The following is a 22,629-nucleotide window of genomic DNA, read 5'->3' as shown; positions in this document are numbered from 1 at the left end:
GCACTCCTCAGACGATCTTATCGAGGCCGCGAACCGTGAAGCTCAGCGCCTTTTGCGGGCAGGCATCGACGCACAGGCCGCAGCGTGTGCAATCGGGGCCGATATACTCGGTCGTGTCCGAAGCATAGCCCATCTTGGTGATTTCCAGAACATGCGGCACAAGGCAGACCGCGCGGCACTCGCCCTCGTGGACGCATTTGTCGAGGTCGTATTTGATCTGCAAGGGCGCCGCTGCCGAAGTCACCCCATAGGTGAGCCCGATCGGGCAGACATAGCGGCACCAGAACCGGCGCGAGAAGAAGATCTCGATCCCGAGCAGGAAGATCACCCAGATCACCGCGACGGTGGGGCCATAGATCAGCGCGCGGCTGACGATGCCCACAGGGTTGATATACTCGAACACCGTGTAGCCGGTGACGAAGGCCAGCACCATGAACACGACCCAGAGCACCACGCGCATCCCGCGATGGAACGGGTGATCCTTGACCCAGCCCTTGCGGGCGAGGAACAGGTGGATCGCCTCGGCCCATTCGGCCAGCAGGTGATAGGGGCAGGCCCAGGAACAAAATGCCCGCCCGCCGACCAGCCACCATAGCAAGATCACCGTCACCGTACCGATCACGAGGTTCAGCATCAGCTCCTTGAAGGCCAGCGTGACCTGAATCGCGGCATTCGGATCGGCCATGTGGAAGCCAAGGAACCGCGAGGCGGACATCGAGCCTTCGACAAGCTGCACGTCCCACGCGAAGGACACGATGAACATCGCGTTGATCACGATAATCGAGAGCCAGCGCAGGTTGCGCCATTTGTGACTGATCACCGGATACTGGTGCTCATGCTCGATGATGTCCTTGCGCTTTTGCGCCTGCTCGGGGGTCTTTTTGAACTTCTTCATCTCCCGCGCGGCCTCTGTCTCCTCGGCAGGAGAGGCCTTGCGCGGGGCGGCCCCGAACATCATCGCCAGCTTGTGGAGATACCATTTCATGCGATGTCCCCCAGCTTGAGTTCGGTGTCGATCACGATCGAGGCGGGTTCGGTCGGGCACATCATCTCGCAGGTGCCGCAGCCGACGCAGGATTTATGGATCGTCGGCATCCGGCGCGGGTCATCCGCATCGGCCGAGATCGGTTCCAGCGTGATCGCCCCTTCGATCGGGCATTCGCGCATGCACAGGTCGCACAGCTCCAGATCGTAGGAATAGGAGGCGACGGGTTGCGGCTCCCAGCGGTCGATTTCCTCGTAACGCAGCAGGCCCTCGAAGTCGTAACCGCGCGCAAGGCCGGTAAAGCCCTCACCCTTGACCGCCAGACAGCTATCGGGCCGGGCAAGCCGGGCAAAGCCCATCGTGACCTCTTCCTTATGCGCGATCTCATGGCTGAGCGCGCCCGTAGGACAGGCCAGCACGCATTGCACCGCGTCGCAGGAAAAATCGCAGGCCTGCGCGCGCGCGTCGATATAGGGCACGCCGAGGCCGTAGCCCTCGTCGCCATCGGCCAGCTTGATCGCCTCAACCGGGCAGACCTGCACGCATTGCCCGCATTTGATGCAGGCGGCGAGGAAGGCGTCCTCGTCCAGTGCGCCGGGTGGGCGGAGCCGGTCGAAGATGCGCTCGCGCACCGGATACCAGCCGATCAGCCCGGCGGCGATGGCGGCGGCGCCCGCGCCCACAGAGCGCAGCAGGATGCGCCGTCGCTCCAGCTCGCGCCGGGTCAGGCGCTGCTTCTTGGGGGCGGGCACGGGGGCCGGTTTTGGGGTGTCGGACTGGGTCATTGCGTCAGCATCTCCAGTGCGGTTTTGGGTCTGTCGGATTGCGTGGCGGTGGGGGCCACAGCGGCGGCGTGCTCGATCGGCTCGACCACCGGGGCGGCCTCGCGCACGAGCAGGCGGGGCTCGGTGAAGGGCGCCAGACGCTCGACGAAATCGAGCGCCGAGAGCGCGATGCCGCCCCGGAAGAACTGTGCCGGCGGCAGGTCCATCCAGAGCCGGTCGGCATAGTTATAGACCTCATAGGGGCTGTCGCCGATGCCGTCGCCATCGCGGTCAAAACCCGCGAAGTCGTCCCAGTGATTGCCGTGCCAGCCCTCGCGCAGCGCCGTGCCACGCCCACGCACCGAAACCTGGGTGAAGTTCGAGCGGAAGTTGTTCTGCGAGAAGTTATTGCCCACCCAGTCGGTGTGGAACTCGACCCCCACGCCGTTATAGGCGATGTGGTTGCGGTGAAATTCGTTCGTCTTGTCCGGGTCCCAGGGCGAGGGATCGAGATAGATGCCGATGGCGTTCCCGAGGATTTTATTATCCTCGACCACGGCGCCCGAAGTTTCCTTGAAGCCAACCCCCATGCCGCTCGCGCCCCAGGCGCGCAGGATCTGGTTGCCGGTCACCCGGATATCGTTGGCATACATCAGGAAAATGCCGACCACGCAGTCCGAGATCTCGTTATCCTCGACGAAATTCTCGTGGGCATACATGAAATGGATGCCATAGCGCCCGTGCTGGATACGGTTGTCACGGATCTTGTTGCCCTCGGAATACCAGATCACGAAATCGCGCGAATGCTCGATATGGTTCTGTTCGAAAATATTGTCGTTCGAATACCAGATCCGCACCGAGTCGCCGCGCATTTCCAGCGGCATGTCCTTGGAGCTGATATAGTTGCGCCGCAGCACGTTGTTCGAGGCCTGCGTCAGGTCCATGCCGAACAGCGAATTCTCGATGCGCACGTCGCGGATGACGTTGAAGCTGCCATGGATGCGCAGCCCGGCATCCACCTTGTTGTGCAGACGACCCGAGTTGCGGATCGTCAGGTTCTTGAGTGTGACCCCATTGGTCTCGATTGTGACCACGGTGCCCGTGCCGCCGCCGTCGATCACCGCCGCGCCCTGTCCGTCGATCACCACCGGATGGGTGATGACGATGGGCCCTTCATGGACACCCGCAGGCAGCACGATCTCGGCGCCATCGGGGGCGGCGTCGATCATGTCCTGAAGCGCGCCCGCTTGCGCCAGCCCCGGAAGCAGGGCGGCGCAGGCGGCAATCACAAGGGCGGCACGGCGGATCATGGCGGCTCTCACATGCGTGCGGCGTCATCACCCGCGAGGCGGATCTGCTTGAAGCGGATCAGCGCGGCGAGCAGCAGGAGCGCCGAGGAGGCGATCATCAGGCCAAAGCCGATGGACGGGTAGGAATGCGTGGTGAACTGCGCCACCTTGCCGTCCCCGAACACCGTCGGCATGAACGGTTTGAGTGTGAACGCGCCCATCTCGTTGAGCGAGTGCCCATACCACCACAGCCAACCGGCATATTCCGCGAGGAACCCGACCGGCAGTGCCATCGGCACCAGCACCAGCAGCCAGTAAAAGACCGAGCGTGCCGAGAAGGCGGCAAAGATCATCAGCGCCATGAAGGCGAGGATCACGACGAACAGGATCTGCGCGACCGAGGACATCGTCGCCACCAAGGGATCATTGCGTTCGGGTTCGTTGAACCAGCGCGCCAGCGATTTCGCATAGTGCCATTTGAAGACCTGCATTACCGAGCCGGTCCACTCTTCCTGCTCGGCGGCGGGCAGCTTGTTCTGGTCGATGTTGAAATTGGCGCGCAGGTTGTCGATCAGCGCCTGTTTGTCGCCGGTTGCGGCCACCGTGACCTGTTCTTCTTTCTCACTCTCGGCGAGGCTGTCACGCAACATCTTGACGATGGGAGAGAGGTTCGAGTCGTCCACCGTCTCGGAACTGTCCTGCCCAAGCGAGACCACAAGCCCCTCAAGATAGCCGGTCGTGTGCTTGGAGATCCCGTTCTGCCCGTAGATCGCCATCCACATCCAGACCGCGATCGCGCCATAGCCCAGAACCGAAACGCCGATCCGGGCGCTGCGCCCAGGGGCGGCAAAGGCCAGAAGCATCACCCCCATCATGGCGAACAGGAATGGCGAGAAGGCTTTCTCGACCGGTCCGCCCGAAGCGATCGGATACATGCCGACATAGTGGTTGATCGTGTCCATCTCGTGGACGCAATCGAGCGCCTCGTTCTCTTCGACCTCTTCGCTGGTGCGGATCGTGCAGCCATTGCGCACCGAGTCCATGTGGAACAGGATCTTGATCCCCTGCGGGAAGGTTGCCTCGGGGTAGTTGGGCGCGGTCAGCGACACCCACCAGCCGGGGCTGAAGAAGGATGCGGCGATCAGGCAGACGGATATGAAGGTCAGGACGCGGAAAACGATCCCGCGCTTGTCAGAAGCGGCCTTGGCCATGGGTGAGGTCCTTTGGCTTATGTTCAGTCGGGCGGGATGCGATGACCCCGCCCGGTCTTGTCGTCTTACCAGTCGTAGTCGGGGTTGACCCAATCGGGGTCAGCGACCATTTCCGCCGGCGGTTTCAGCCGCGACACGTAGTCGAGCACCGCGAGCGTATCGCGCTCGGTAAAGGTCTGAATCTGCTGGACCATGTCCGGGTTCGCGTTGCGGCGTTTGCCTTCCTTGATCCACTGATACTGGCGCACGAGGTAGTTGTAGTGCTGGCCGTGGATGCGCGGATAGAACTTGTCGTTGTCACCTTCGCCGTTTTCGCCGTGGCAGCGCACGCAGTTGTCTTTATAAAGCTGCGCGCCGTGCTCGAGGTCATCGCCCGCGCCGACGCCGTTATTCGGGTTCATCGGCAGGTTGGAGATATACTCGGCCACGTCCGCGATCGACTGCGAGCCGCCGATTTCCGAGGGCAGCGCGAACGGATACATCGTCGGGTTGTCGCGGTTCAGCGCGCGGATGTCGGCAAGCTGCTTGATGATGACAGTGTAATGCTGCCCCGCGATCTGCGGGAAGGTGCCGTCATCGAGACCCCAGCCGTTCAGTTGGTGACAGGCCGAGCAGACCTCATAGACCTCGATCCCGTTCTCATGGTCCGGGGTCAGGTGGAGCGCTTCGTCCTGCTCGCCCCCGCCCTGGTTCCAGGACGAGGTGTCGACAGTGCCTTCCTGTGCAAAGGCCGGCAGGGCCAGTGCGATGAGGGCGGCGGAAAGAAGATGGGTTTTCATGAATGAATTCCTTTCGTCACTCAGCGGAGCGGTCGATTTGCGACAGCCATGCGGCGATCGCGGTGATGTCTTCGTCCGAGGCTTTCTTGATCGTCCCGAACATCAGTTTAGACTGGCCGTTGACGCGCACCTTCTCGCGCATCTCGGTCATTGCCCGGGCGAGATATTCCGCGTTCAGCCCGGCGAGATAGGGATAGGTCTTGGTGGTTGGCTTGGAGCCTTCGTTGCCGTGGCAGGATTTGCAGCCAAGGCTTTTGTAGGCTTCTTCACCAGCCGCGATCAGCGCCGGATCATGCGGCGGATCGACGGGTTTGGGTTTGCCGGGCGGCAGCGAGGCGAGGTATTTCGCAACCTTCTTCAACTCGCTCTCATCGACGAGATGCATCACGTCGATCATGCCCTGCACATAAGGGGCATTGTTGGCCGGGTCGATCGTGCCGACCCGCTTGCCGGCCTTGATGTCTTTCATCTGGGTCAGCAGGTATTTCTCGTTCTGGCCTGCAAGCATCGGATAGCTCAGCACGGGCTTTGCGCCCTTCATGCCGTGGCAGGCCATGCAGGATTTGGTCATGTAGATCTTTTTGCCGTCAGCGATGTCATCGGCCATCGCGGGGAGCGCGGTCAGCGCCAGAGCGGCGGCGAACAGGCTTTGGAGGATCGGGCGCATAAGGCGTTTCCTTGCGAATGTTTGCATGTGTTGCGGATGGGGAGGGGCGGCGACGCTGGCCGCCGCCCCTTGCATCATCATTGCGCTTTCACAGCGCCATGCTCGTCGAGGAAGGTCTTGGCGCGCAGGCCGATATCGGCGGCTTTCACCTGATACTGCCACCACTGGCCGGCCCAGAGCGTCGCGTTCTGCCAGTCTTCCTTGCCCGCAGCTTCCTCGGCCTTGGCCTTGGCTTCGGCGGCGAAGTTGAGCTGGTCGGTCGCGTCCTCAACCAGCGCCACGACTTCCGGGAAGTCCGCATAGTTGCGCTCGGTGATGTAGACGACCACAGAGTCGATCACTTCTTGCGTGGCCACGTTGTTCGCGGTCTGCTTGTCGTAATCTTCCTTGCTGTAGGCTTGGCCCTCGGCCACTTCGCCCGAGGCCTCATCGACATAGCCTTTCGGCTTGACCATGAGGTAGCCGGTCATCTCGAGGTGCAGCGCCGAGCAGAACTCGGTGCAGTAGAACGAGAAGGCGCCGGGCTTGTCGGCCACGATCTTGGCGGTCGCCGTCTTGCCGGGTTCCAGCGAGAGGTTCACGTCATAGGTCGAAATCGAGAAGCCGTGGGTTTCGTCCTGCGCACGCTCGGAGTTGGTGATGATGAACTCGACGGTATCGCCTTCGTTCACTTCCACGATTTCCGGGGTGAAGTGCGACCGGATCGCGGTCATGTAGACCTTGACGTTGGTGCCGTCGCGCTCGATGCGCTCCTGGCCCGGACGCACCGCGCCTTCGTGGCGTTCACCGGTGCGCGAGTTGGTGCCGTATTTGTAACGGACCAGCGGCTTGAGTTTCTCGGCCGAGATGGCGGTGGCGTAGTGGGGTTCGCCCAGCGGCACCGGCATGTCGTAGAGAAGCTCCATCTTGTCGCCAGAGATATCGATCAGCTGGTGGTTCTGCGGGTGCAGCGGACCCACCGGGTTGAACCGGTCGATTGCCAGCTTGTTGAGCGAGATCAGGTATTTACCTGCCGGGTTGACGGATTCGCCCTCCATCGCCACGAGGTGGCCGATATTGTAGTGGATCGAAACCTTGTCGAGCACCTTGCCTTCGCAATAGTCCCATTTCGCCACTTGGCTGTCCACGTAGAGCGAGGTGTAGACAACGCAGGGTTTGCTGTCGAACTGGTTGTGCAGCGGACCGAGGCCGAGCGGCACTTGCGTGTGCAGCGCGTCTTCCATCGCGATGACCGGAATGCCGTAGGGATCTTCGCCCGAGAATTTCTTCTCTTCGATCGCCTTCTGGATTTTCTCGAACGAGTAAACCGAAGCCTGGGTGTCGAGCTTGCCGCCGACCACGATGAATTTGCCATCGGGCGACACGTCGACGCCGTGCGGCGATTTCGGCTCGGCCACGAGATGCACGAGACCTTCGGCAATCGCGGTTTCCATGGAGATGACCGGGTGGTCATTGATCATGGTGACCTTGCCGGCCTTGTAGACCTCTTCGGCCTTTTTCCAGTTGATGATGTGCAGATAGTCGGTGTCGTTTTGCGAGCAGCCGGCCTCGAAGGGCGGACGGCCCGACTCGATCCCGCCAACGTAACGCTCGGCACAGAAGGAGTTGGTGAACGACCAGCCATCCGACACGAGTTTACCCGCGTCCGACAAGTCCTGGCTGTAGGGCGGCAGTTCGATCGAGAAGGAGTTCTCGGGCTCGATGCGGCCTTTTTCGCGGTTGAACTTCCAGTAGGTGACGGCCCCGCGGAATTTCTCGTTGAACTGCGACAGCGGCGCATAGCCACGGCCCAGAACGCCCGGATATTGCGCTGCCTCGATCACATATTCCGAGTTCGGCGTGACAAAGGTGCCGCCGTGTTCGGATTGCAGGATCGGGTTCACGACGATCTGCTGCGTCTCGAAGTCATGCAGCGAGATCACGCCCACGCGCGGCGCGGATTTATCGTTGATGAACAGGTATTCGCCGTCCAGATCACCGTTGGTTTCGGTGATGGCCGGGTGGTGGGTATCCCCCCAGTGCAACTCGCGCCCGTCGACCTTGCCCTGTTCGAGAATCGCTTTCGATTCTTCGTCGAAGCCATAGCCTTGCCACGGCTCGGGGGTGAAGACGGAGACATATTTCAGAATCCGCATCGAGGGGACGCCGTAGACCATGATCTGGCCCGACTGCCCGCCCGAGGAGAAGACGATGAATTCGTCACGACCGCCCGTCGGCGTGTAGGTTTTCGCTGCGGCGACCAGGTCCTGTTGGGACAGGCCGCGACGCGCCATGACTTCATCCAGCGTCTCGGCCGATGCGCTCATCGCGATGCCCATAGCGACGATTCCCGTCGTCGCCAACAGGCGCTTGTGAATGGACTTAACCATTTTGTGCCCTCGCTTTCGAACCGTATGCGTAAACGCGTTTCCCGATGGCACAGACGGTTCGTGAACTGTGCCGCCATTTTCTTCACATGAGCGCGAGGGGAGTCGCCTTGACTATTGTTAAGGCTGAGATGTGCCAAATCGCTGAAAAGAGAAAACAGTGAATAGAGTTCTGCCTGGAGACAAACAGATGAAACGGCGTTCCGCGTTTTTCGGTGCCATCGCGATGACTGTTCTTATGACCCTGCCCGCGGCGGCGCAGGAGGCTGTGACCGACACGTTGGAGATCAGCGGTGGGTTTACCCGCGCCTCGCCCATGGTGGCGGGGGCGGGCGCCGGTTTCATGACGATCCGCTCGAAGGGTCCGGCGGACCGGCTTGTGGCGTTCCGGTCCTCCGCCTGCAACACGCCCGAGTTGCACACCCATATCAACGAGAACGGCATGATGCGGATGCGTCAGGTCGAAGCCATCGACATCCCCGCCGGGGGTGAGGCCGTCCTCAAACCGGGCAGTCTGCATCTGATGTTCATCGATCTCGTCGAGCCGATGCAGGAAGGCACCAATGTCGATGTAACGCTTGTCTTTGAGCAGGCCGGAGAAGTGGAGCTCTCCCTGCCGGTCAAAGGCGCGGGCGCGATGAACTGACCGTCCCTTCGGTTCAGCGCGCATAACGGGCCGCCGGGCAACCGGCGGCCTTCGTTTTTGCCTCAGCCCAAGGTGACGGCCAGCAAGAGCAGAAACTGGTAGAGCGCCGTCTGCCCCAGAAGCGCATTGAGCCGCGCCGAGACCGGCCAGTGCCACATCGCGTGGCCGAGCCAAAGTGCGAGGATGGCGGGGCCGGTCAGCCAAGGGCTGGGTGCGATCATCCCGGCCAGGCCAAGCGCCGCCAGAAGTGCCGCGAAATAGAAAACGCGCGCGCCGGTCTCTCCGATGACGATGGCCAGCGTGCGCCGGCCCGCCCGCGCATCCTGCACCCGGTCACGATGATTGTTGAGCATGAGCACCGCGGCCGCCGGAAGCCCGATCATCAGCCCAAGCGCCAAAAGCGCCGGTGACAGGGGTGCCGCCCCTTGCAGCCATGCCGTGCCCGACACCGCGACCAATCCGAAGAAGGCGATCACAAGCACTTCGCCAAAAGGCTGGCCCGACATCGGGCGTGGTCCCATCGAATAGAGATAGCCAAGCGCGAGTGAAACCAACCCGATCCCGATGATCGGCCAGCCGCCGATTGCGCTCAGATATAGCCCCGCCAGCGCGGCCACCCCGAACGCGGCAAGCGCAGCACGCCGCACTTCGCCCGCCCCGAGCAGCCCCAGTGAGGTCAGTCGCGGCGGGCCGAGCCGATCGGCCCGGTCCACGCCACGTTCGGCATCGGCGGCATCGTTCCACAAATTCGTGCCGATCTGGATCGCGCTGGCCGAGATCATCGCCACGAGCGCGACATCGGCGCGCCAGAGACCCGCCTGCGCCGCCCACCATGTGCCCGCCAGAACCGGCGTCAGCGACAGGCTGACCGTCTTGAGCCGCGCCGCGATCGCCCACAGGGCAGGGCGCGGCAGCCGCGACAGGCGCTCCCGCGCCGCGGCATTGGCAGAGTGCGCCGCCGCCTGTGTCATGGCTTCACCGCCACATGGAGCCGCGCGATGCCGAACATGAAGCTGCGCTCCTCGGTGACGCGCAGACCTGCCGCTTCAAGCTCGCGGGCAATATCTTCCCGGTTGGGGAATTTCTCGATCGACTCGACCAGATAGCGGTAAGCACGGGTATCGCGGGCGACCAATGTGCCAAGCGCAGGGATCACATAGCGCGCATGGATCGCGTAAAGGGGCGCGAACCAGCGGTCCGGGTCGGAGAATTCCAGAAGCACCAGCGCCGCGCCGGGGGCAAGCACCCGCGCCGCCTCGTGGAGCGCGCAGCCCGGATCGGTCATGTTGCGCAATCCGAAAGCAAGTGTGATGCCCGCCGCCGACCCATTCTCGAAAGGCAGGTCTTCGGCGGGGCTGTGCATATAGCTCAGCCGGTCTCCGCCCCGCGCCTGCGCCTGCGCAAGCATCCCCGCCGAGGCGTCGGCAACGATGACCGGTCGCGCGGGATCGGCGGCCTTGACCGCCAGCGCGATATCTCCGGTGCCGCCGGCAAGATCGACCAGCGGCCCGTCATGCCCGACCAGAACCGCCATCGTGCGCCGCACCATCTTGGCTTTCCACAGCCGGTGCAGGCCAAAGCTCATCAGGTCGTTCATCAGGTCATAGCGCGGCGCGATCCGGTCGAACAGCTCGGTGACCAGCTTGCGGCGCTCTTCCATCGTCACCTGTTCGGTGCCGAAACTGGTGCGCATCGCATCAAGGTTATTCGCACGCGTCATCGCATCTTCTCCGGTTGCTCCCCGATTTTCGCTAGCACGGGCATCGTTTTGACAGCCTTGACTTAACTCAATCGAATATGCCGCGGCGTCGGTGATTGCATCTGGGGCGGAAAGCACTAGAACTGTTGGCTGACTGGTCAAAATTCCAACAAAGGATCTGACCGTCCGGAAGAGGTGCCGATGCCCGCGGATCATTATCACGTTGCTCGCAAATCCCTGCTGTTGGCCGGGTTGCCCGACGATGCCGCCAAGGCCATTCTCGAACATGCCCGCGTGCGCGAGATGGAGCGCGGTGCGACCGTGTTTCTTCAGGGCGAGCGCGCGGCGGCCGTCTATATCGTGGTCGAGGGCTGGATCAAGCTTTACCGGATCGCGCCGAACGGGGCCGAGGCGGTGGTGGGGGTCTTTACCCGCGGCCACAGTTTCGGTGAGGCGGTGGCGTTTACCCACGATGCCTATCCGGTCTCGGCGGAATGTGCGACCGACTGCCGTCTGATCCGGATCGAGACCGATACCATCCTGCGCCTGCTGCGCGACAAGCCGGAATTCGCGCTCTCGCTTCTGTCCGCGACCTTCGCGCACTTGCACCGGCTGGTGGCGCAGATCGAACAGCTCAAGGCGCAGACCGGGGCGCAACGGGTGGCAGAGTTCCTGCTTGAGCATGTGCCCGAGGAGGCCGAAGGTTCGATCGATGTCACGCTGCCCTATGACAAGGTGCTGATCGCGGGGCGGTTGGGGATGAAACCCGAGAGCCTCAGCCGCGCCTTCGCCAAGCTGCGCGATCAGGGCGTGCGCGTGAAACAGAACCACGCTGTGATCGAGGATGTGCAATCGCTGCGCAACTATGCCGAGGAAGACCCGGCAATGGCGTGGTCGAAGGGCTGAGCCCCTAGCCGATCAGGTAAAGCCCAAGCAACAGCAGCGCATAGATCGCCAGCGTGATCGAAAAGCCGCGATGCCAGAATGGGGCTTCGGCAAGGCCCAGATAACGTGCGAGGATGACCCGTGCCTTGGCCCATGCCAGCGCGAGGATTGCTGCCCCGCCAAGTGTGACGCCCAGCCCCGTCAGCCAGCCTTGCGACACAGCCGCCGCCAGCAGCGTGGATGCGCCCGACAGGGCGAGCAGCCAGAGCCATGCAGAGATCAGCGGGTCGCGGAGAGCTGCGGTCATTGGTTCACCTCAGCAAATAGATGACGGGGAACAGCAGCACCCAGACCAGATCGACCATATGCCAGAAGGCCGCGCCGACTTCGACCGTGCGCGGCACGCAGCGGATCGAGACCAGCCCGAGGATGACGATCCCGGCGACCACATGGGCCGCGTGAAAGCCGGTCAGAAGGTAGTAGAACGTATAAAACGGATGCGTTTCGATGCCGATCCCATGGCGGGCCTTGTCGGCGTATTCGACGAATTTCACGATCAGGAACACCACGCCAAGCGCCGAGGCCGCTGCCAGCCAGCCGCGCGTCGCCGCCTTGCGCCCGGCCTCGGCCATGCGCACGCCAAGCGCCGCGAAAAAGCCCGAAGTGACCAGCACCAGCGTGTTGATCCCCGCGCCGGTGCGGTGCAGCGCGTCCTGTGCCGCGGCAAAGCCCTCGGGGTCGAAGATGCGCGCGCCGAGGAACGCCGCAAGCCCCGCTCCAAAGACCAGAAGCTCGGAAACGATCAACACCCACATCATCAGATCACCCGGCAACTCGTCGAGCACGCTCGGCGGTTCGGGGGCGATCAGTTCGGGGAGATGCTCGCTCATGCCCCCACCAGTTGCCGGTAGATCTCGGGCAAGGCCGCAGTGAGGTGATCGGGATGCGGGATCAGCGCAAAGCCTCCCCGCCCGAAGATGCGCGGGAACCACGCCTTGCCCTCGCGGTCGATGGTGATGCCAAAGACCGCATGTCCCGCGCGGCGGGCCTCGAGTACCGCCATGCGCGAGTCCTCGATGCCGTGGCGGCCCTCGTAATGGTCGAGATCGTTGGGCTTGCCGTCGGTGATGACCAGCAGCAGCCGCCGCTTGCGCGTCTGCTCGGCCAGATCGGCCGAGGCATGGCGGATCGCGGCGCCAAGCCGGGTGTAGAAGCCGGGGCGCAGCTCTGCGATGCGCGACTCCACGCTCGGCCCCATCGGCTCGCCGAACCGTTTGCAGTTCATGAAGTAGACGCGGTTTCGTTTGAGGGAAGAGAAGGCGTTGATGGCGAAATCATCGCCGCAGGCATCCAGCCCCCATGCGAGCGCGGCCAGTGCTTCGTGCTCGACCTCGATCACCGCGCGACCCGAGACCGCGCTTTCCGTCGAGCGCGAGACATCGAGCAGGATCGACACCGCCAGATCGCGTTTGAGCGGGCGGGTCTGGCGCCAGATACGTTCGCGGCCCTCGCCGGTGGCGCGCAGATCGCAGGCGGCGCGCACGGTCGCCTCCATGTCCAGCTCGTCGCCATCGAGATGCCCGGTGGTCGAAACCCGACCCGGCCTCAGCGCCTCGAACTGACGTTTGACGGCGCGGATGCGGCGGGTGGCGCGCGGGTCGGCACGGAAATCGGGAATGCCGTCGCCCGGCTCGACATCGGAGGCCAGAACGCAGCAATGCGCGGGCATGTAGGCGCCGGTGCGCACATCCCATTCGGGATAGGTGAACTTGCCCGCAACGGCCTCGCGGTCGACATCCTCGGGGGCAAGGTCAAGATGCAGCTTGAGCCGCGTGGCGGGCGCCTTGGAGATCTGGCCCAACCCGATCTCATCCTGATCGTCAGCGGCTTTCTTGGCACTGTCTGGGTCGTCATCCTCGACACGGCGGTTGAGGTTGATGAACTCGGCCCAGCTTAGGATCGCTTCGAACTTGTGCAGGATGAAGCTGTCCTTGCGCTCGATCTGATCGGCCTTGCGCCGCTTGGCGCGGTGCATGGTGTTGCCTTCGCCCTCTTCGGGCGTGCCTTCAGTGGCGCGGGTCTCGACCTCGGTATGGGCGGAACTCCCGGCCACGCGCAAATCGGGCCAGAGCGCGACCGGGCGGAAGGGTTGATAACCGCGCGGGGCGCGGGCGGCGGAAATATCCCCCGAGATCAGCATCTCACGCATGGCGCGGGCCTCGTCGGGCAGGGGGGCGGGGTCGCCCAATTCTGCGCGGATCAGCGCTTCGAGCGCGGCCTCGGTCGCGGGCAGGGACGGGGTGGGGCGGGTCGCCAGTGTCGCCGCGCACAGATCGGCATAAAGCGCGCGGAAACCGGGCGCATCGGCCAGCGTATCGCGGACCATCCGGTTTGCGGCGGCCAGCTGTTGCAGATCGGCCTGCAACGCGTCCTCGGGACGCTCCTGCGTCTCGGGGGCATGTGCGGCGATCGCCGCGATCCAGATATAGGCGGCGGCATTGGCCTCGCGCGCGGGGAACAGCGCGAGGCTTGCCGGAAGGCGCAGGGCCGCGCCGTCGAACGAGGCGCGGGGGATCGCCTCTGCCTCGGTGCCGAGCCGACGCAGGAAGGACAGCCGGTGACGGCTGACCTCTTCTGCGACGGGTTTCATTTCGACCGAGGATGCGCCCCCAAGGGCGCGGAATAGGACTGCCAGCCGTCCGCCGACCTCGGAGAGGCCGACACGGGCTCCGTCATACGCCTCTGGGGCGTCAAAACGGCTGGCAATTGCGTGCCACAGTTTCCCGACACTTTCTTCGGGTTCCCATGGCTCGAAGTCGATCCTGGACACGGCCTGCCTCACCCGAAAATGGCCGTTACAAGATCGCGGAGCCCGCGTTTCACATCCGCATCATCGCTGAGCGGTTCGATCATCGCGGCGGTGATCGCGCGGTCGTGGGACATGCCCTGTGCGATCAGTGTGGCCGCGTAAACCACGAGGCGGGTTGAGACCCCTTCCTCAAGATCCTGCCCCTTGAGTGCGCGCAGCTTGTTGGCCAGACGCACCAGCGGTTTCACACGTTCCTCATCGAGCCCGGATTCGCGGGCCACGACGGGAATTTCGTGTTCGGGGGCGGGGAAGTCGAATTCCATCGAGACGAACCGCTGCCGGGTGGAGGGTTTGAGCGTCTTGAGGATATTCTGATAGCCCGGGTTGTAGGAGGCGACGAGCATGAAGCCCGGTGCCGCCTCGAGTTCTTCGCCGGTGCGGTCGATCGGCAGAATGCGCCGGTCGTCGGTCAGCGGGTGCAGCACGACGGTCACGTCCTTGCGGGCCTCGACCACCTCGTCGAGATAGCAGATTGCGCCCTCGCGCACCGCCCGCGTCAGTGGGCCGTCGACCCAGACGGTCTCGCCGCCCTTGAGCAGGTAGCGCCCGATCAGGTCTGCCGCCGAGAGGTCGTCATGGCAGGCGACCGTGTAGAGCGGGCGCCCGAGCGTCGCGGCCATATGCGCCACGAAGCGGGTCTTGCCGCAGCCCGTCGGCCCCTTCAGGAGCACGGGCAGGGAATTCTGATAGGCGGCTGCGAAGATGTCGCACTCGTCGCCTTGGGGGAGGTAGAAGGGGGCTTTCGCCGCCCCCTCCAGTTTCGTGTTTTGCGCGTTCATTTCCATGATGTCCTGTGTTGGTCAGGTTGCGTTATTCCGCGGCAACGCCTTGGGCGATGATCTCCTTACGCGGTGCGAGCAGCGCGTAGATGAAGAGCAGGCAACCCAGCACCACCGCCACGCCAGAGCCGAAGCGCATGACGTAGAAGACCCAGAGCTGTTCCTGCACGTCCATGAAGTACTCGCCCATCACGCGTTGCAGGTGGGTTTGCACCGTGCCCGCGAAGGTCAGCGTGAAGGTCATGAACACCATGCCGCCCGACATCAGCCAGAACGAGGCCATGTTGAGCACCTGGTTGTAGGGATCGCGGCCCTTCAGGATCGGCATCGCGTAGGACATGATCGCGAGGTTCAGCGCCACATAGGCCCCGAAGAAGGCGAGGTGCCCGTGTGCGGCGGTGATCTGCGTGCCGTGGGTGTAGTAGTTCACACCGTGCAGCGTGTGCAGGAAGCCCCAGACGCCCGCGCCGAAGAAGGCCAGCGTGGCACAGCCGAGCGACCACAGCAGCGCGGCCTTGTTCGGGTGATCGCGGCGGCCTTTCCAGACCATGACGAAGGCAAAGGCCATCATCGCGAAGAACGGGATCACTTCGAGCGACGAGAAGATCGAGCCGATCCACTGCCAGTAACCGGGCGTACCGATCCAGTAGTAGTGGTGGCCGGTCCCGAGGATGCCCGAGAACAGGGCAGCCGCGACGATCACATAGAGCCATTTCTCGACGATCTCGCGGTCGACGCCGGTCAGTTTCAGCATCAGGTAGGCGAGGATCGAAGCCATGATGAGCTCCCACACGCCTTCAACCCAGAGGTGGACGACATACCACCAGTATTGCTTGTCGAGTGCGAGGTTGCCCGGGTTGTAGAAGGCGAACAGGAACAGCAGCGCCAGACCCCAGAGGCCGAGCAGCAGGATGTTCGTGATTGCCGTCTTGCGGCCCTTGAGCACCGTCATCGTGATGTTGAACAGGAAGATCAGCGCCGCAACGACGATGCCTGCCTTGACCCAGAGCGGCTGTTCGAGGAACTCGCGCCCCTCCTTGCCGAGCAGGAAGTTCCCTTCAAACAGGTTGAAGAGATAGGTCACGACCACGCCCGCCGTGCCAAGCACGAGGATCGCGAGCTGGATATAGGCCAGCTTGACCGAGTGAAGTTCGCGCTCCGCCTCTTCCGGGACGAGGAAGTAGGCCGCGCCGAAGAAGCCGGTGATCAGCCAGACCACGAGCGAGTTGGTATGCAGCATCCGCGCGATGTTGAACGGCAGAAGCTCCGAGAGGAAGTTGGGATCGACATAGATCCAGCCGATCACGAGCCCCATGGTCACCTGCACGGCAAACAGCGCGAGCGCTGTCAGCATGTAGATAAGGGCGACTTTCTGGGATTGGTATTTCATATCCGTGTCTCCTTCCCGCGCTTAGCCGGCGTCATTCGGCGGCCAGTCCTGCGCGTCGATCGAGTCGACCCAGAGCAGGAAGTCGGCGAGGTTCTGATATTCTTCGTCCGAGAGGTGGAAGGCCGGCATCTGGCGACGACCTTCGATGCCCGTGGGCATCGCGTCCATCCACGCCTGAAGCGTGTCCTTGGCGCCTTCATGGTCGCCCTGTTCGATGCCCCAGCGGCTCATGACGTTCATCAGTTCGGGCGCGAAGTAGGCGCCTTCCCCCATGATCGTGTGGCAGTTGATGCAGGCTTTCTCTTCCCAGACGCGTTTGCCCGCGCGGACCGAGTCGGTCAGCGTCTCGGCATTTGTCGCGTTGTTGACGATATGCAGGTGGCTGTGGGCAGACAGGCCCACAAAGATGATGATGAAGAACAGTGACCCGCCATAAAAAATATTTCGGGCCATGCTCTTGGTCATGACTTCGCGCATTGCGCTCTCCTTTTCGGAGCGGTTGATGGTAGGTTCACAGAACCGTGACGGGGGGCGACTCGCCTTAACGAAAGTCAATCGCGGAGGCGGTCGGAGGATTTCTGGCGATTTTTGTCGGAATTCGACGCCGGGGCGTCACTCGGCCGCGGCGCGCTGGTTGCGGCGCGGCAGGTCCGGCTGCACAGCGATGTCGGGCCGGGGCAGGCGCGGGGCGCTCAGAATCGGGAACAGCGCGCTCAGTGCCAGCCCGAAGGCCACCAGCCAGACCAGGCCAGCGGCAATCGACAGCGCCAGATGCGCTTCGGGCCAGAGCGTGTCGCTCCAGCGCAGCACCGCAGCCACCGGCACCAGCGCATAGGCCAGCGCAACGGGGCGTGGCGCGATCAGGGGGCGCCCGGTGTGGCCGAGGCTGGCGCGACTCATCACCGATAGCACCATCCCGCCCACCGCGCCAATCCCGAGGATGTGCAGCGCGGAGATCTCGTTGCCGAGCCCGAGTTGTGCCGCGCCGTAGGCAAGATAGCCAAGGCCAAGCGCCCCATAGGACAGATGCATCGTCCACAGAATCGGGAAGGGCCGGGTCCACAGCCCACGCCAGAGCGCCAGACGTGCCAGGGTCGCCAGCCCGCTCACACAGGCCAGCGCGCCCACGGCGCTCGCGGGCAGGCCAAGCATCACTGCCAATGGAAGGCTCATGGCAGAGGCGATCCCCAGCAGCTCAAGGGGTTTACGGCTGTCGGGCAGGCCGGTCTCGATCCCCATCCGGGTCATCGCGTTCCGGGTGAAGGCCGGGGTGATCCGCCCGCCCAGCACCGCGATCAGCGCGCAGATCGCCAGAAGCCCGCCGCGCAACCCGAGCCACGCATCGCCCCAGTCCAGACCCATCCAGTCGGCCTGCACCAGGAGCTCCGCGATCCAGAGCAGCGCAAGAATACCAAGGAACATGACGTTCTGCGGCTTGGGCCGCTTGACGAGCTGCGCGGCGATCTTGGCCCCCAGAACCGGCAGGAACGCCAGCGCCGCGATGGCCACCACGGGCGCGGGCAGCAGTGCCGAGAACCACACCGCCAGACGACCGATCAGCCACAGTCCGAACACGGTCCCTATAAAGAGATGCCGTGCGGCCCGCGCCCCCGTCCAGTTCGGGACCGCCGTCAGGAAGAAGCCGCCAAGCGCGGCACCTGCGAATCCGAAGATCATCTCATGGGCGTGCCACTCGGTCTCGCCCGCTGCGCTCGCCAGGGTGGGCAGGGAAAGCCCGAGCGCGTCGCGCAAGAGCACGGCCTCCCAGACGCCGATGGCGAGCACTGCCAACGTGGCGCTGGCCAGAAAGAAGATGCGAAACCCTTCCGAGAACAGGCGTTCGAGCACGGTCATCGCTTCCCTTTCCTGACGCCTCTGCGCCCGTTGAAACATTCAGATTTTTGCCAGATTGCCCGATCCGCTCCAGCCGACCTTAACGAAAGTCAAGCTTCGCTTCGCGGGATCGCATCGCGCGCATGGTCGCAAGTGTCGCATCCGGAAATATATATATGAAACAAATATTTGGCCGACATTTTCAGCTTCGATTTGGAACGATCACAAAGTCTTGACTTTGGTCAATGCTCGCAAGCCGCCCTCTTGGCAGGTTCACTCATGCCTCATTGCCCCATAGGAGAGTGATCATGTCACTTGAGAAGAAAACCAAACGGCCCGCACTCGCCCTGGGTGCCGGGCTTGCTGTGTTCCTGACCGGCGTTGCGCTGCCTGCCTTTGCGCAAGAAGCGCCCACGCTGAGCGACGAAGCGTTTGAGCATTCCAAGGAAATCTACTTCCAGCAATGCGCAGGCTGCCACGGTGTCCTTCGTAAAGGGGCAACCGGGAAAAACCTCGAGCCGAAATGGAAGAAGACCGCAGCGGACGGCACCGTCACCGAAGGCGGCACCCTGACGCTTGGCCAGGAACGCCTTGAGAAAATCATCTCCTTCGGCACCGAAGGCGGGATGAACAACTTCTCGGACATCATGACCGAGCAGGAAATCAAGGATATGGCCACCTATATCCAGATGGACCCGCCGAAGCCGCCGGAATGGTCGCTCGAGCAGATGAAATCCTCGCGCAAGGTCTATGTGGAGCCGGCCGATTATCCAACCGAGCCGCTGCATGGCCGCAACTGGGAGAACTTCTTCGTCGTCATCGAGCGTGACGTCGGCAAGGTTGCGATCATCGACGGCGACACCAAAGAAGTCGTGACCCACATCCCGACCGGCTATGCCGTGCACGTGATCAAGGCCTCCGAGCACCACAACGTGGAGCACATGGAGAACCCGGGCCGCTTCTGGTACACCATGGGCCGCGACGGCAAGATGACCAAGATCGACCTCTGGCAGACCCCGGACAAGATGCTGGTCGCCGAAGTCGACATCGCGCATGACGCCCGTGACGTGGCCGTGTCCGGCGATGGCAAATACGTGATCGGTGGGGGCTACTGGCCGCCGCACTTCGTGATCGCAGATGCCGAAACCATGGAGCCGCTGAAAGTCGTGTCGACCCGCGGCGTGAACGTTGACGGCAACTATGTCGAAGAGGCCCGCGTGGCCGCGATCTACACCACCCCGAACGAGCCGACCTTCCTGGTCGCCGTGAAGGAGCTGGGCCAGATGTGGCAGGTGGACTACTCGGATCTCGACAACCTGCGGATCGAGGCGATCAACTCGTCCAAGTTCCTGCATGACGGGTTCTTCGATACCACCGGTCGTTACTTCCAGATTGCGGCGAACGCGTCGAACCAGATGGTCGTCGTGGACACCAAAGAGCGCAAGCTGGAATCGATCATCGATGTCGGCGCCCTGCCGCACCCGGGTCCGGGCGCGAACTGGGATGACCCGAATTGCGGCCCGGTCGCGGGTACCACGCACCTCGGCGAAGGCACCGTGACGGTTTGGGGTAACGATCCCGAAGCGCATGCCGATCAGGCATGGAAAGTCTGCTACACCGTGGAAACGGACGGCCCCGGCCTGTTCATCCGCACCCACCCGAATTCGAAATACGTCTGGGCTGACCAGACCAAACACCCGGATCCGGAAGTGCAGCAGTCGATCCAGGTCATCGACAAGGCCACCGGCGAGATCGCCAAGACGATCCAGGTCACCGACGAAGAAGGCAGCGCGGCTGTGCACTTCGAGTTCAACAAGGACGGCACCGAAGTGTGGGTGTCCAAGTGGAACATGAAGGACTCCAAAGAGCCGAACGGCGCCATGGTGATCTACGACGCAGAGACGCTTGAAGAAAAAGCACGGATCGACGGCCTCTACGCCCCGACCGGCAAGTTCAACGTCTACAACCGCACGAACCACGTCACCTGATGTGACGCGGGCAGGGCGGGCCGGTTTCTCGGCCCGCCCGACCTATTTCCAACGATCAGGCAGGCGGCCTCCGGCTCCGGCACAGGGGCGGACGCTTGCCCCGCAGGAGCCGCGAACAGATGTCGCAAGAGCGCGAAGAAAACCCAAAAACCGGCAGCCTTTGGCGCCGCTATGTCTATTTCGGCGTGCCCGTTGCGGGCGCCGCCGCCGCCTTCGTTGCGGGGATCGTCTTCTGGGGCGGGTTCAACACCGCCATGGAGGCCACGAACACGATGACCTTCTGTATCTCGTGTCACGAGATGGAGGATAACGTTTACGCCGAATACAAGGGCACCATCCACGATGTGAACCGCTCGGGCGTGGGCGCGGTCTGCTCGGACTGTCACGTGCCGAAGGACTGGACCCACAAGATCATCCGCAAGATTCAGGCCTCGAAGGAAGTCTGGGGCAAGATGACCGGAACGATCTCGACCCCCGAGAAATTCGACGCCAAGCGGCTGGAACTGGCGATGCACGAATGGGAGCGGATGAAAAAGACCGACTCGCGCGAGTGCCGTAACTGCCACGATTTCGAATCCATGCTGCCCGAGAAACAGCGCCCCCGCGCGCGCCAGCAGCACTTGAACGCGATCGAGACGGGACAGACCTGTATCGACTGCCACAAAGGGATTGCGCACAAGGATCTGCGGGATCGGGCCGACGAAGAATATCTCGCGGAACTCGAGGCGCCGAACCCGAAATTCGCCCGCGACATCCCGCCGGAATATCTGGCCTCGCTTGAAAAGATCAACGCCGAGGAGGCTGCCGCCGAAGCTGCCGCCGCCGATGCGGCCAAAGCGCAGCAACAGGCTGTCGCGGCGCAGATCGCCTCTGCGGTCGAGAAAGCCCGTGCCGAGGAGCAGGCCAAGATGGCGGCTGCCAATGGCGATGCGCCCGTGCCGACGCCAGCGGCTGCGGCCGGGGCAGGCGGATCGGTCGGGGGCGATATCGACTGGGCGGCCTTGTCGCCCGTCGGCGTGACCCTCTTCTATCCGGGCCAGGCCAGCTTCGAATGGGTGCAGAACGGCAAGACCCATGGCGGTGCGCGCCCCTTCACCAAAGGTGGGGATAAGTGCTCGACCTGTCACGCCAAGGAACTGGCCGCGATGGGCCAGAAGATCGTGACCGGCGAGAAGGCCGAGCCGACCCCGATCCCGGGCAAGCGCGGTTCGATCGACACCACGGTTCAGGCGACGCATGATGGCGAGAACCTGTATCTGCGCGTGCAATGGCAAGCGGGCCCGCATAACCCCGTGCCCTTCGTCGATGGTGGCAAGATGGACCCCGAAAACGAGGTCAAGATCGCCATGATGATCGCCGGAACCGGCATCGAATATGTCGAGCAGGCCGGGTGCTGGGCGACCTGTCACAATGACAACCGCTACATGCCGGACGCGCCCGATGAGGCCGCTCTGGGGGCAGCGGGCGATCTGACGGCTCGGCTTGGCATCAACGAAGGCTATGTCACCAAATATATCGCCGAGAGCCGGACCGAGATCGAACTCAAGGGCCGGAACGACAAGCCACTGGGCGGTTGGGACAAGCTCAAGGATGACGGCGAGATCACCGCGCTTCTCGAGGGTGGCAGCTTCATGGATGTGCTGCGCGCCAACCCGACCGGCGGCGATAATGGCCATATCCTCGATCACCGTGTCTCGAATTCGGGCGCCGCGATCGAGAGCTCGGTCACGCTTGATGGCACGACCTGGACCGCGGTCATCAAGCGCCCGCTCGATACCGGGGCACCGGGTGACGTGAAGATCGAGCCGGGCAAGGTCTACACGGTCGGTTTCGCGATCCACGATGACTTTACCTCGGCCCGGTTCCACCATGTGTCGATGGATTGGCGGCTTGCGCTTGACGATCCGAGCGTGGAGTTGAACGCGACCGCGCAATGATGACAGACTGAGGGGCGGCCCGGACACGGGCCGCCCTTCGGATTCTCGCAAAGGAGAGCTGCAATGAAAGACCTGTGTCTGACGGTGGCCGCCCTGCTGATCGCGGCCCCTGCACTGGCGGAAACCGACCCCGAGAAGATCGCCGCGATCTGTGCCGAGGCCGAAGACCGCTATGTCGAGATCTACGGCCACCCGTCTTCGGAGGAGGAGGGCGTGGCGGTTGCGCTCATGTACAAATACACGTTCTGCCCCGTGACGCTCGATGTGCCGGTGGGCACGACCGTGCGCTGGGTGAACGTGGACAAACGGACCTCGCATTCGACATGGTTCCGCGATGCGGGCCAGCCCGAGAGTGAGCGCCTCTTTCCCGAGGAAACCGCCGAGCAGACCTTCGATGTGCCGGGCGAGTATGGCTACTTGTGTGGCCCCCATTGGGAGAGCCGCGACATGATCGGCAAGGTCATTGTGCGGCCGTAACGCCCGGAGATCACGCTCGATCGTGCCAAGGGCCGAAGCTTTTGACTTCCGTCAAGGGCTTCGGC

The 22,629-nt window shown here is 63.2% G+C and carries 21 protein-coding genes; 5 read left to right on the top strand and 16 right to left on the bottom strand.

Features of this window, described 5'->3' with window-relative positions:
• Positions 1-7: 7 nt before the first annotated feature.
• The 7 genes from P0X85_RS00250 to nosZ form a co-directional block, all read right to left on the bottom strand.
• Positions 8-985 (bottom strand): NapH/MauN family ferredoxin-type protein, encoded by a 978-nt coding sequence (locus tag P0X85_RS00250; RefSeq protein ID WP_275806676.1) that lies wholly within the window; start codon positions 983-985, stop codon positions 8-10.
• Positions 982-1,770 carry a 4Fe-4S dicluster domain-containing protein gene (locus P0X85_RS00245; RefSeq protein ID WP_275806673.1) on the bottom strand — a complete coding sequence of 263 codons (789 nt, stop codon included), beginning with the start codon at positions 1,768-1,770 and terminating at the stop codon, positions 982-984. The genes P0X85_RS00250 and P0X85_RS00245 overlap by 4 nt, the downstream gene beginning before the upstream one ends.
• The gene (gene nosD, locus P0X85_RS00240; protein ID WP_275806670.1) at positions 1,767-3,059 is read right to left on the bottom strand and encodes a nitrous oxide reductase family maturation protein NosD; all 1,293 of its coding nucleotides are present in this window, start codon (positions 3,057-3,059) and stop codon (positions 1,767-1,769) included. Before nosD ends, P0X85_RS00245 begins: the two co-directional genes overlap by 4 nt.
• An 8-nt stretch (positions 3,060-3,067) precedes the next feature.
• Positions 3,068-4,249 (bottom strand): hypothetical protein, encoded by a 1,182-nt coding sequence (locus P0X85_RS00235; protein WP_275806666.1) that lies wholly within the window; start codon positions 4,247-4,249, stop codon positions 3,068-3,070.
• Between the two features lie 65 nt (positions 4,250-4,314).
• On the bottom strand, positions 4,315-5,028 hold the full coding sequence (locus tag P0X85_RS00230; RefSeq protein WP_275806663.1) for a c-type cytochrome: 714 nt from the start codon (positions 5,026-5,028) through the stop codon (positions 4,315-4,317).
• Between the two features lie 16 nt (positions 5,029-5,044).
• Positions 5,045-5,695, bottom strand: coding sequence for a c-type cytochrome (locus tag P0X85_RS00225; protein WP_275806659.1), 651 nt, complete (start codon positions 5,693-5,695; stop codon positions 5,045-5,047).
• Positions 5,696-5,772: 77 nt separating this feature from the next.
• The gene (gene nosZ / locus P0X85_RS00220; protein ID WP_275806656.1) at positions 5,773-8,064 is read right to left on the bottom strand and encodes a Sec-dependent nitrous-oxide reductase; all 2,292 of its coding nucleotides are present in this window, start codon (positions 8,062-8,064) and stop codon (positions 5,773-5,775) included.
• A 187-nt stretch (positions 8,065-8,251) separates the two neighbouring features.
• Between nosZ and P0X85_RS00215 the strand changes: the two genes are divergently transcribed.
• Positions 8,252-8,707, top strand: a complete 456-nt coding sequence (locus P0X85_RS00215) for a copper chaperone PCu(A)C (protein WP_275806652.1) — start codon at positions 8,252-8,254, stop codon at positions 8,705-8,707.
• 62 nt (positions 8,708-8,769) lie between these two features.
• Here P0X85_RS00215 and menA read toward each other — a convergent pair whose 3' ends face one another.
• Both menA and P0X85_RS00205 read right to left on the bottom strand, forming a co-directional pair.
• Positions 8,770-9,678: a 1,4-dihydroxy-2-naphthoate octaprenyltransferase gene (gene menA / locus P0X85_RS00210; protein WP_275806649.1), complete on the bottom strand. Its 909-nt coding sequence runs from the start codon at positions 9,676-9,678 to the stop codon at positions 8,770-8,772.
• Entirely contained in the window at positions 9,675-10,427 is a 753-nt protein-coding gene (locus P0X85_RS00205; protein WP_275806646.1) for a ubiquinone/menaquinone biosynthesis methyltransferase, read from the bottom strand. Before P0X85_RS00205 ends, menA begins: the two co-directional genes overlap by 4 nt.
• Before the next feature lie 180 nt (positions 10,428-10,607).
• Between P0X85_RS00205 and P0X85_RS00200 the strand changes: the two genes are divergently transcribed.
• Positions 10,608-11,312, top strand: a complete 705-nt coding sequence (locus tag P0X85_RS00200; protein WP_275806643.1) for a Crp/Fnr family transcriptional regulator — start codon at positions 10,608-10,610, stop codon at positions 11,310-11,312.
• A gap of 4 nt (positions 11,313-11,316) precedes the next feature.
• On the opposite strand, the gene P0X85_RS00195 is transcribed toward P0X85_RS00200, so the two are convergent.
• The 7 genes from P0X85_RS00195 to P0X85_RS00165 all read right to left on the bottom strand — a co-directional run bounded on the left by P0X85_RS00195 (position 11,317) and on the right by P0X85_RS00165 (position 18,183).
• Complete coding sequence (locus P0X85_RS00195; protein WP_275806640.1) at positions 11,317-11,598, bottom strand: nitric oxide reductase F protein; 282 nt, start codon at positions 11,596-11,598, stop codon at positions 11,317-11,319.
• Between the two features lie 4 nt (positions 11,599-11,602).
• Positions 11,603-12,181: a cytochrome c oxidase subunit 3 family protein gene (locus P0X85_RS00190; RefSeq protein WP_275806637.1), complete on the bottom strand. Its 579-nt coding sequence runs from the start codon at positions 12,179-12,181 to the stop codon at positions 11,603-11,605.
• Positions 12,178-14,121, bottom strand: coding sequence for a nitric oxide reductase activation protein NorD (locus P0X85_RS00185; RefSeq protein ID WP_275806635.1), 1,944 nt, complete (start codon positions 14,119-14,121; stop codon positions 12,178-12,180). Before P0X85_RS00185 ends, P0X85_RS00190 begins: the two co-directional genes overlap by 4 nt.
• An 8-nt stretch (positions 14,122-14,129) precedes the next feature.
• Positions 14,130-14,939 carry a CbbQ/NirQ/NorQ/GpvN family protein gene (locus P0X85_RS00180; protein WP_275806632.1) on the bottom strand — a complete coding sequence of 270 codons (810 nt, stop codon included), beginning with the start codon at positions 14,937-14,939 and terminating at the stop codon, positions 14,130-14,132.
• 31 nt (positions 14,940-14,970) lie between these two features.
• A complete protein-coding gene (locus P0X85_RS00175) occupies positions 14,971-16,329 on the bottom strand; it encodes a cbb3-type cytochrome c oxidase subunit I (RefSeq protein WP_275806629.1) in 1,359 nt (452 codons plus the stop codon).
• A gap of 21 nt (positions 16,330-16,350) precedes the next feature.
• Positions 16,351-16,806: a c-type cytochrome gene (locus P0X85_RS00170; RefSeq protein ID WP_275806626.1), complete on the bottom strand. Its 456-nt coding sequence runs from the start codon at positions 16,804-16,806 to the stop codon at positions 16,351-16,353.
• A 135-nt stretch (positions 16,807-16,941) separates the two neighbouring features.
• Positions 16,942-18,183: an NnrS family protein gene (locus tag P0X85_RS00165; RefSeq protein ID WP_275806623.1), complete on the bottom strand. Its 1,242-nt coding sequence runs from the start codon at positions 18,181-18,183 to the stop codon at positions 16,942-16,944.
• A gap of 287 nt (positions 18,184-18,470) precedes the next feature.
• Between P0X85_RS00165 and P0X85_RS00160 the strand changes: the two genes are divergently transcribed.
• The 3 genes from P0X85_RS00160 (at position 18,471) to P0X85_RS00150 (ending at position 22,564) form a co-directional block, all read left to right on the top strand.
• Positions 18,471-20,150, top strand: a complete 1,680-nt coding sequence (locus P0X85_RS00160; RefSeq protein ID WP_275806620.1) for a cytochrome D1 domain-containing protein — start codon at positions 18,471-18,473, stop codon at positions 20,148-20,150.
• 119 nt (positions 20,151-20,269) lie between these two features.
• Positions 20,270-22,087 (top strand): NapC/NirT family cytochrome c, encoded by a 1,818-nt coding sequence (locus P0X85_RS00155; RefSeq protein WP_275806617.1) that lies wholly within the window; start codon positions 20,270-20,272, stop codon positions 22,085-22,087.
• Between the two features lie 63 nt (positions 22,088-22,150).
• Entirely contained in the window at positions 22,151-22,564 is a 414-nt protein-coding gene (locus P0X85_RS00150; protein WP_275806614.1) for a cupredoxin domain-containing protein, read from the top strand.
• Positions 22,565-22,629: the final 65 nt, after the last annotated feature.

Origin of the sequence: Pseudothioclava nitratireducens (assembly GCF_029210495.1) — a bacterium.
GTDB lineage: Bacteria > Pseudomonadota > Alphaproteobacteria > Rhodobacterales > Rhodobacteraceae > Pseudothioclava > Pseudothioclava nitratireducens.
The sequence above is the reverse complement of the archived record's forward strand: the minus strand, read 5'-3'. Positions and strand labels throughout refer to the sequence as shown.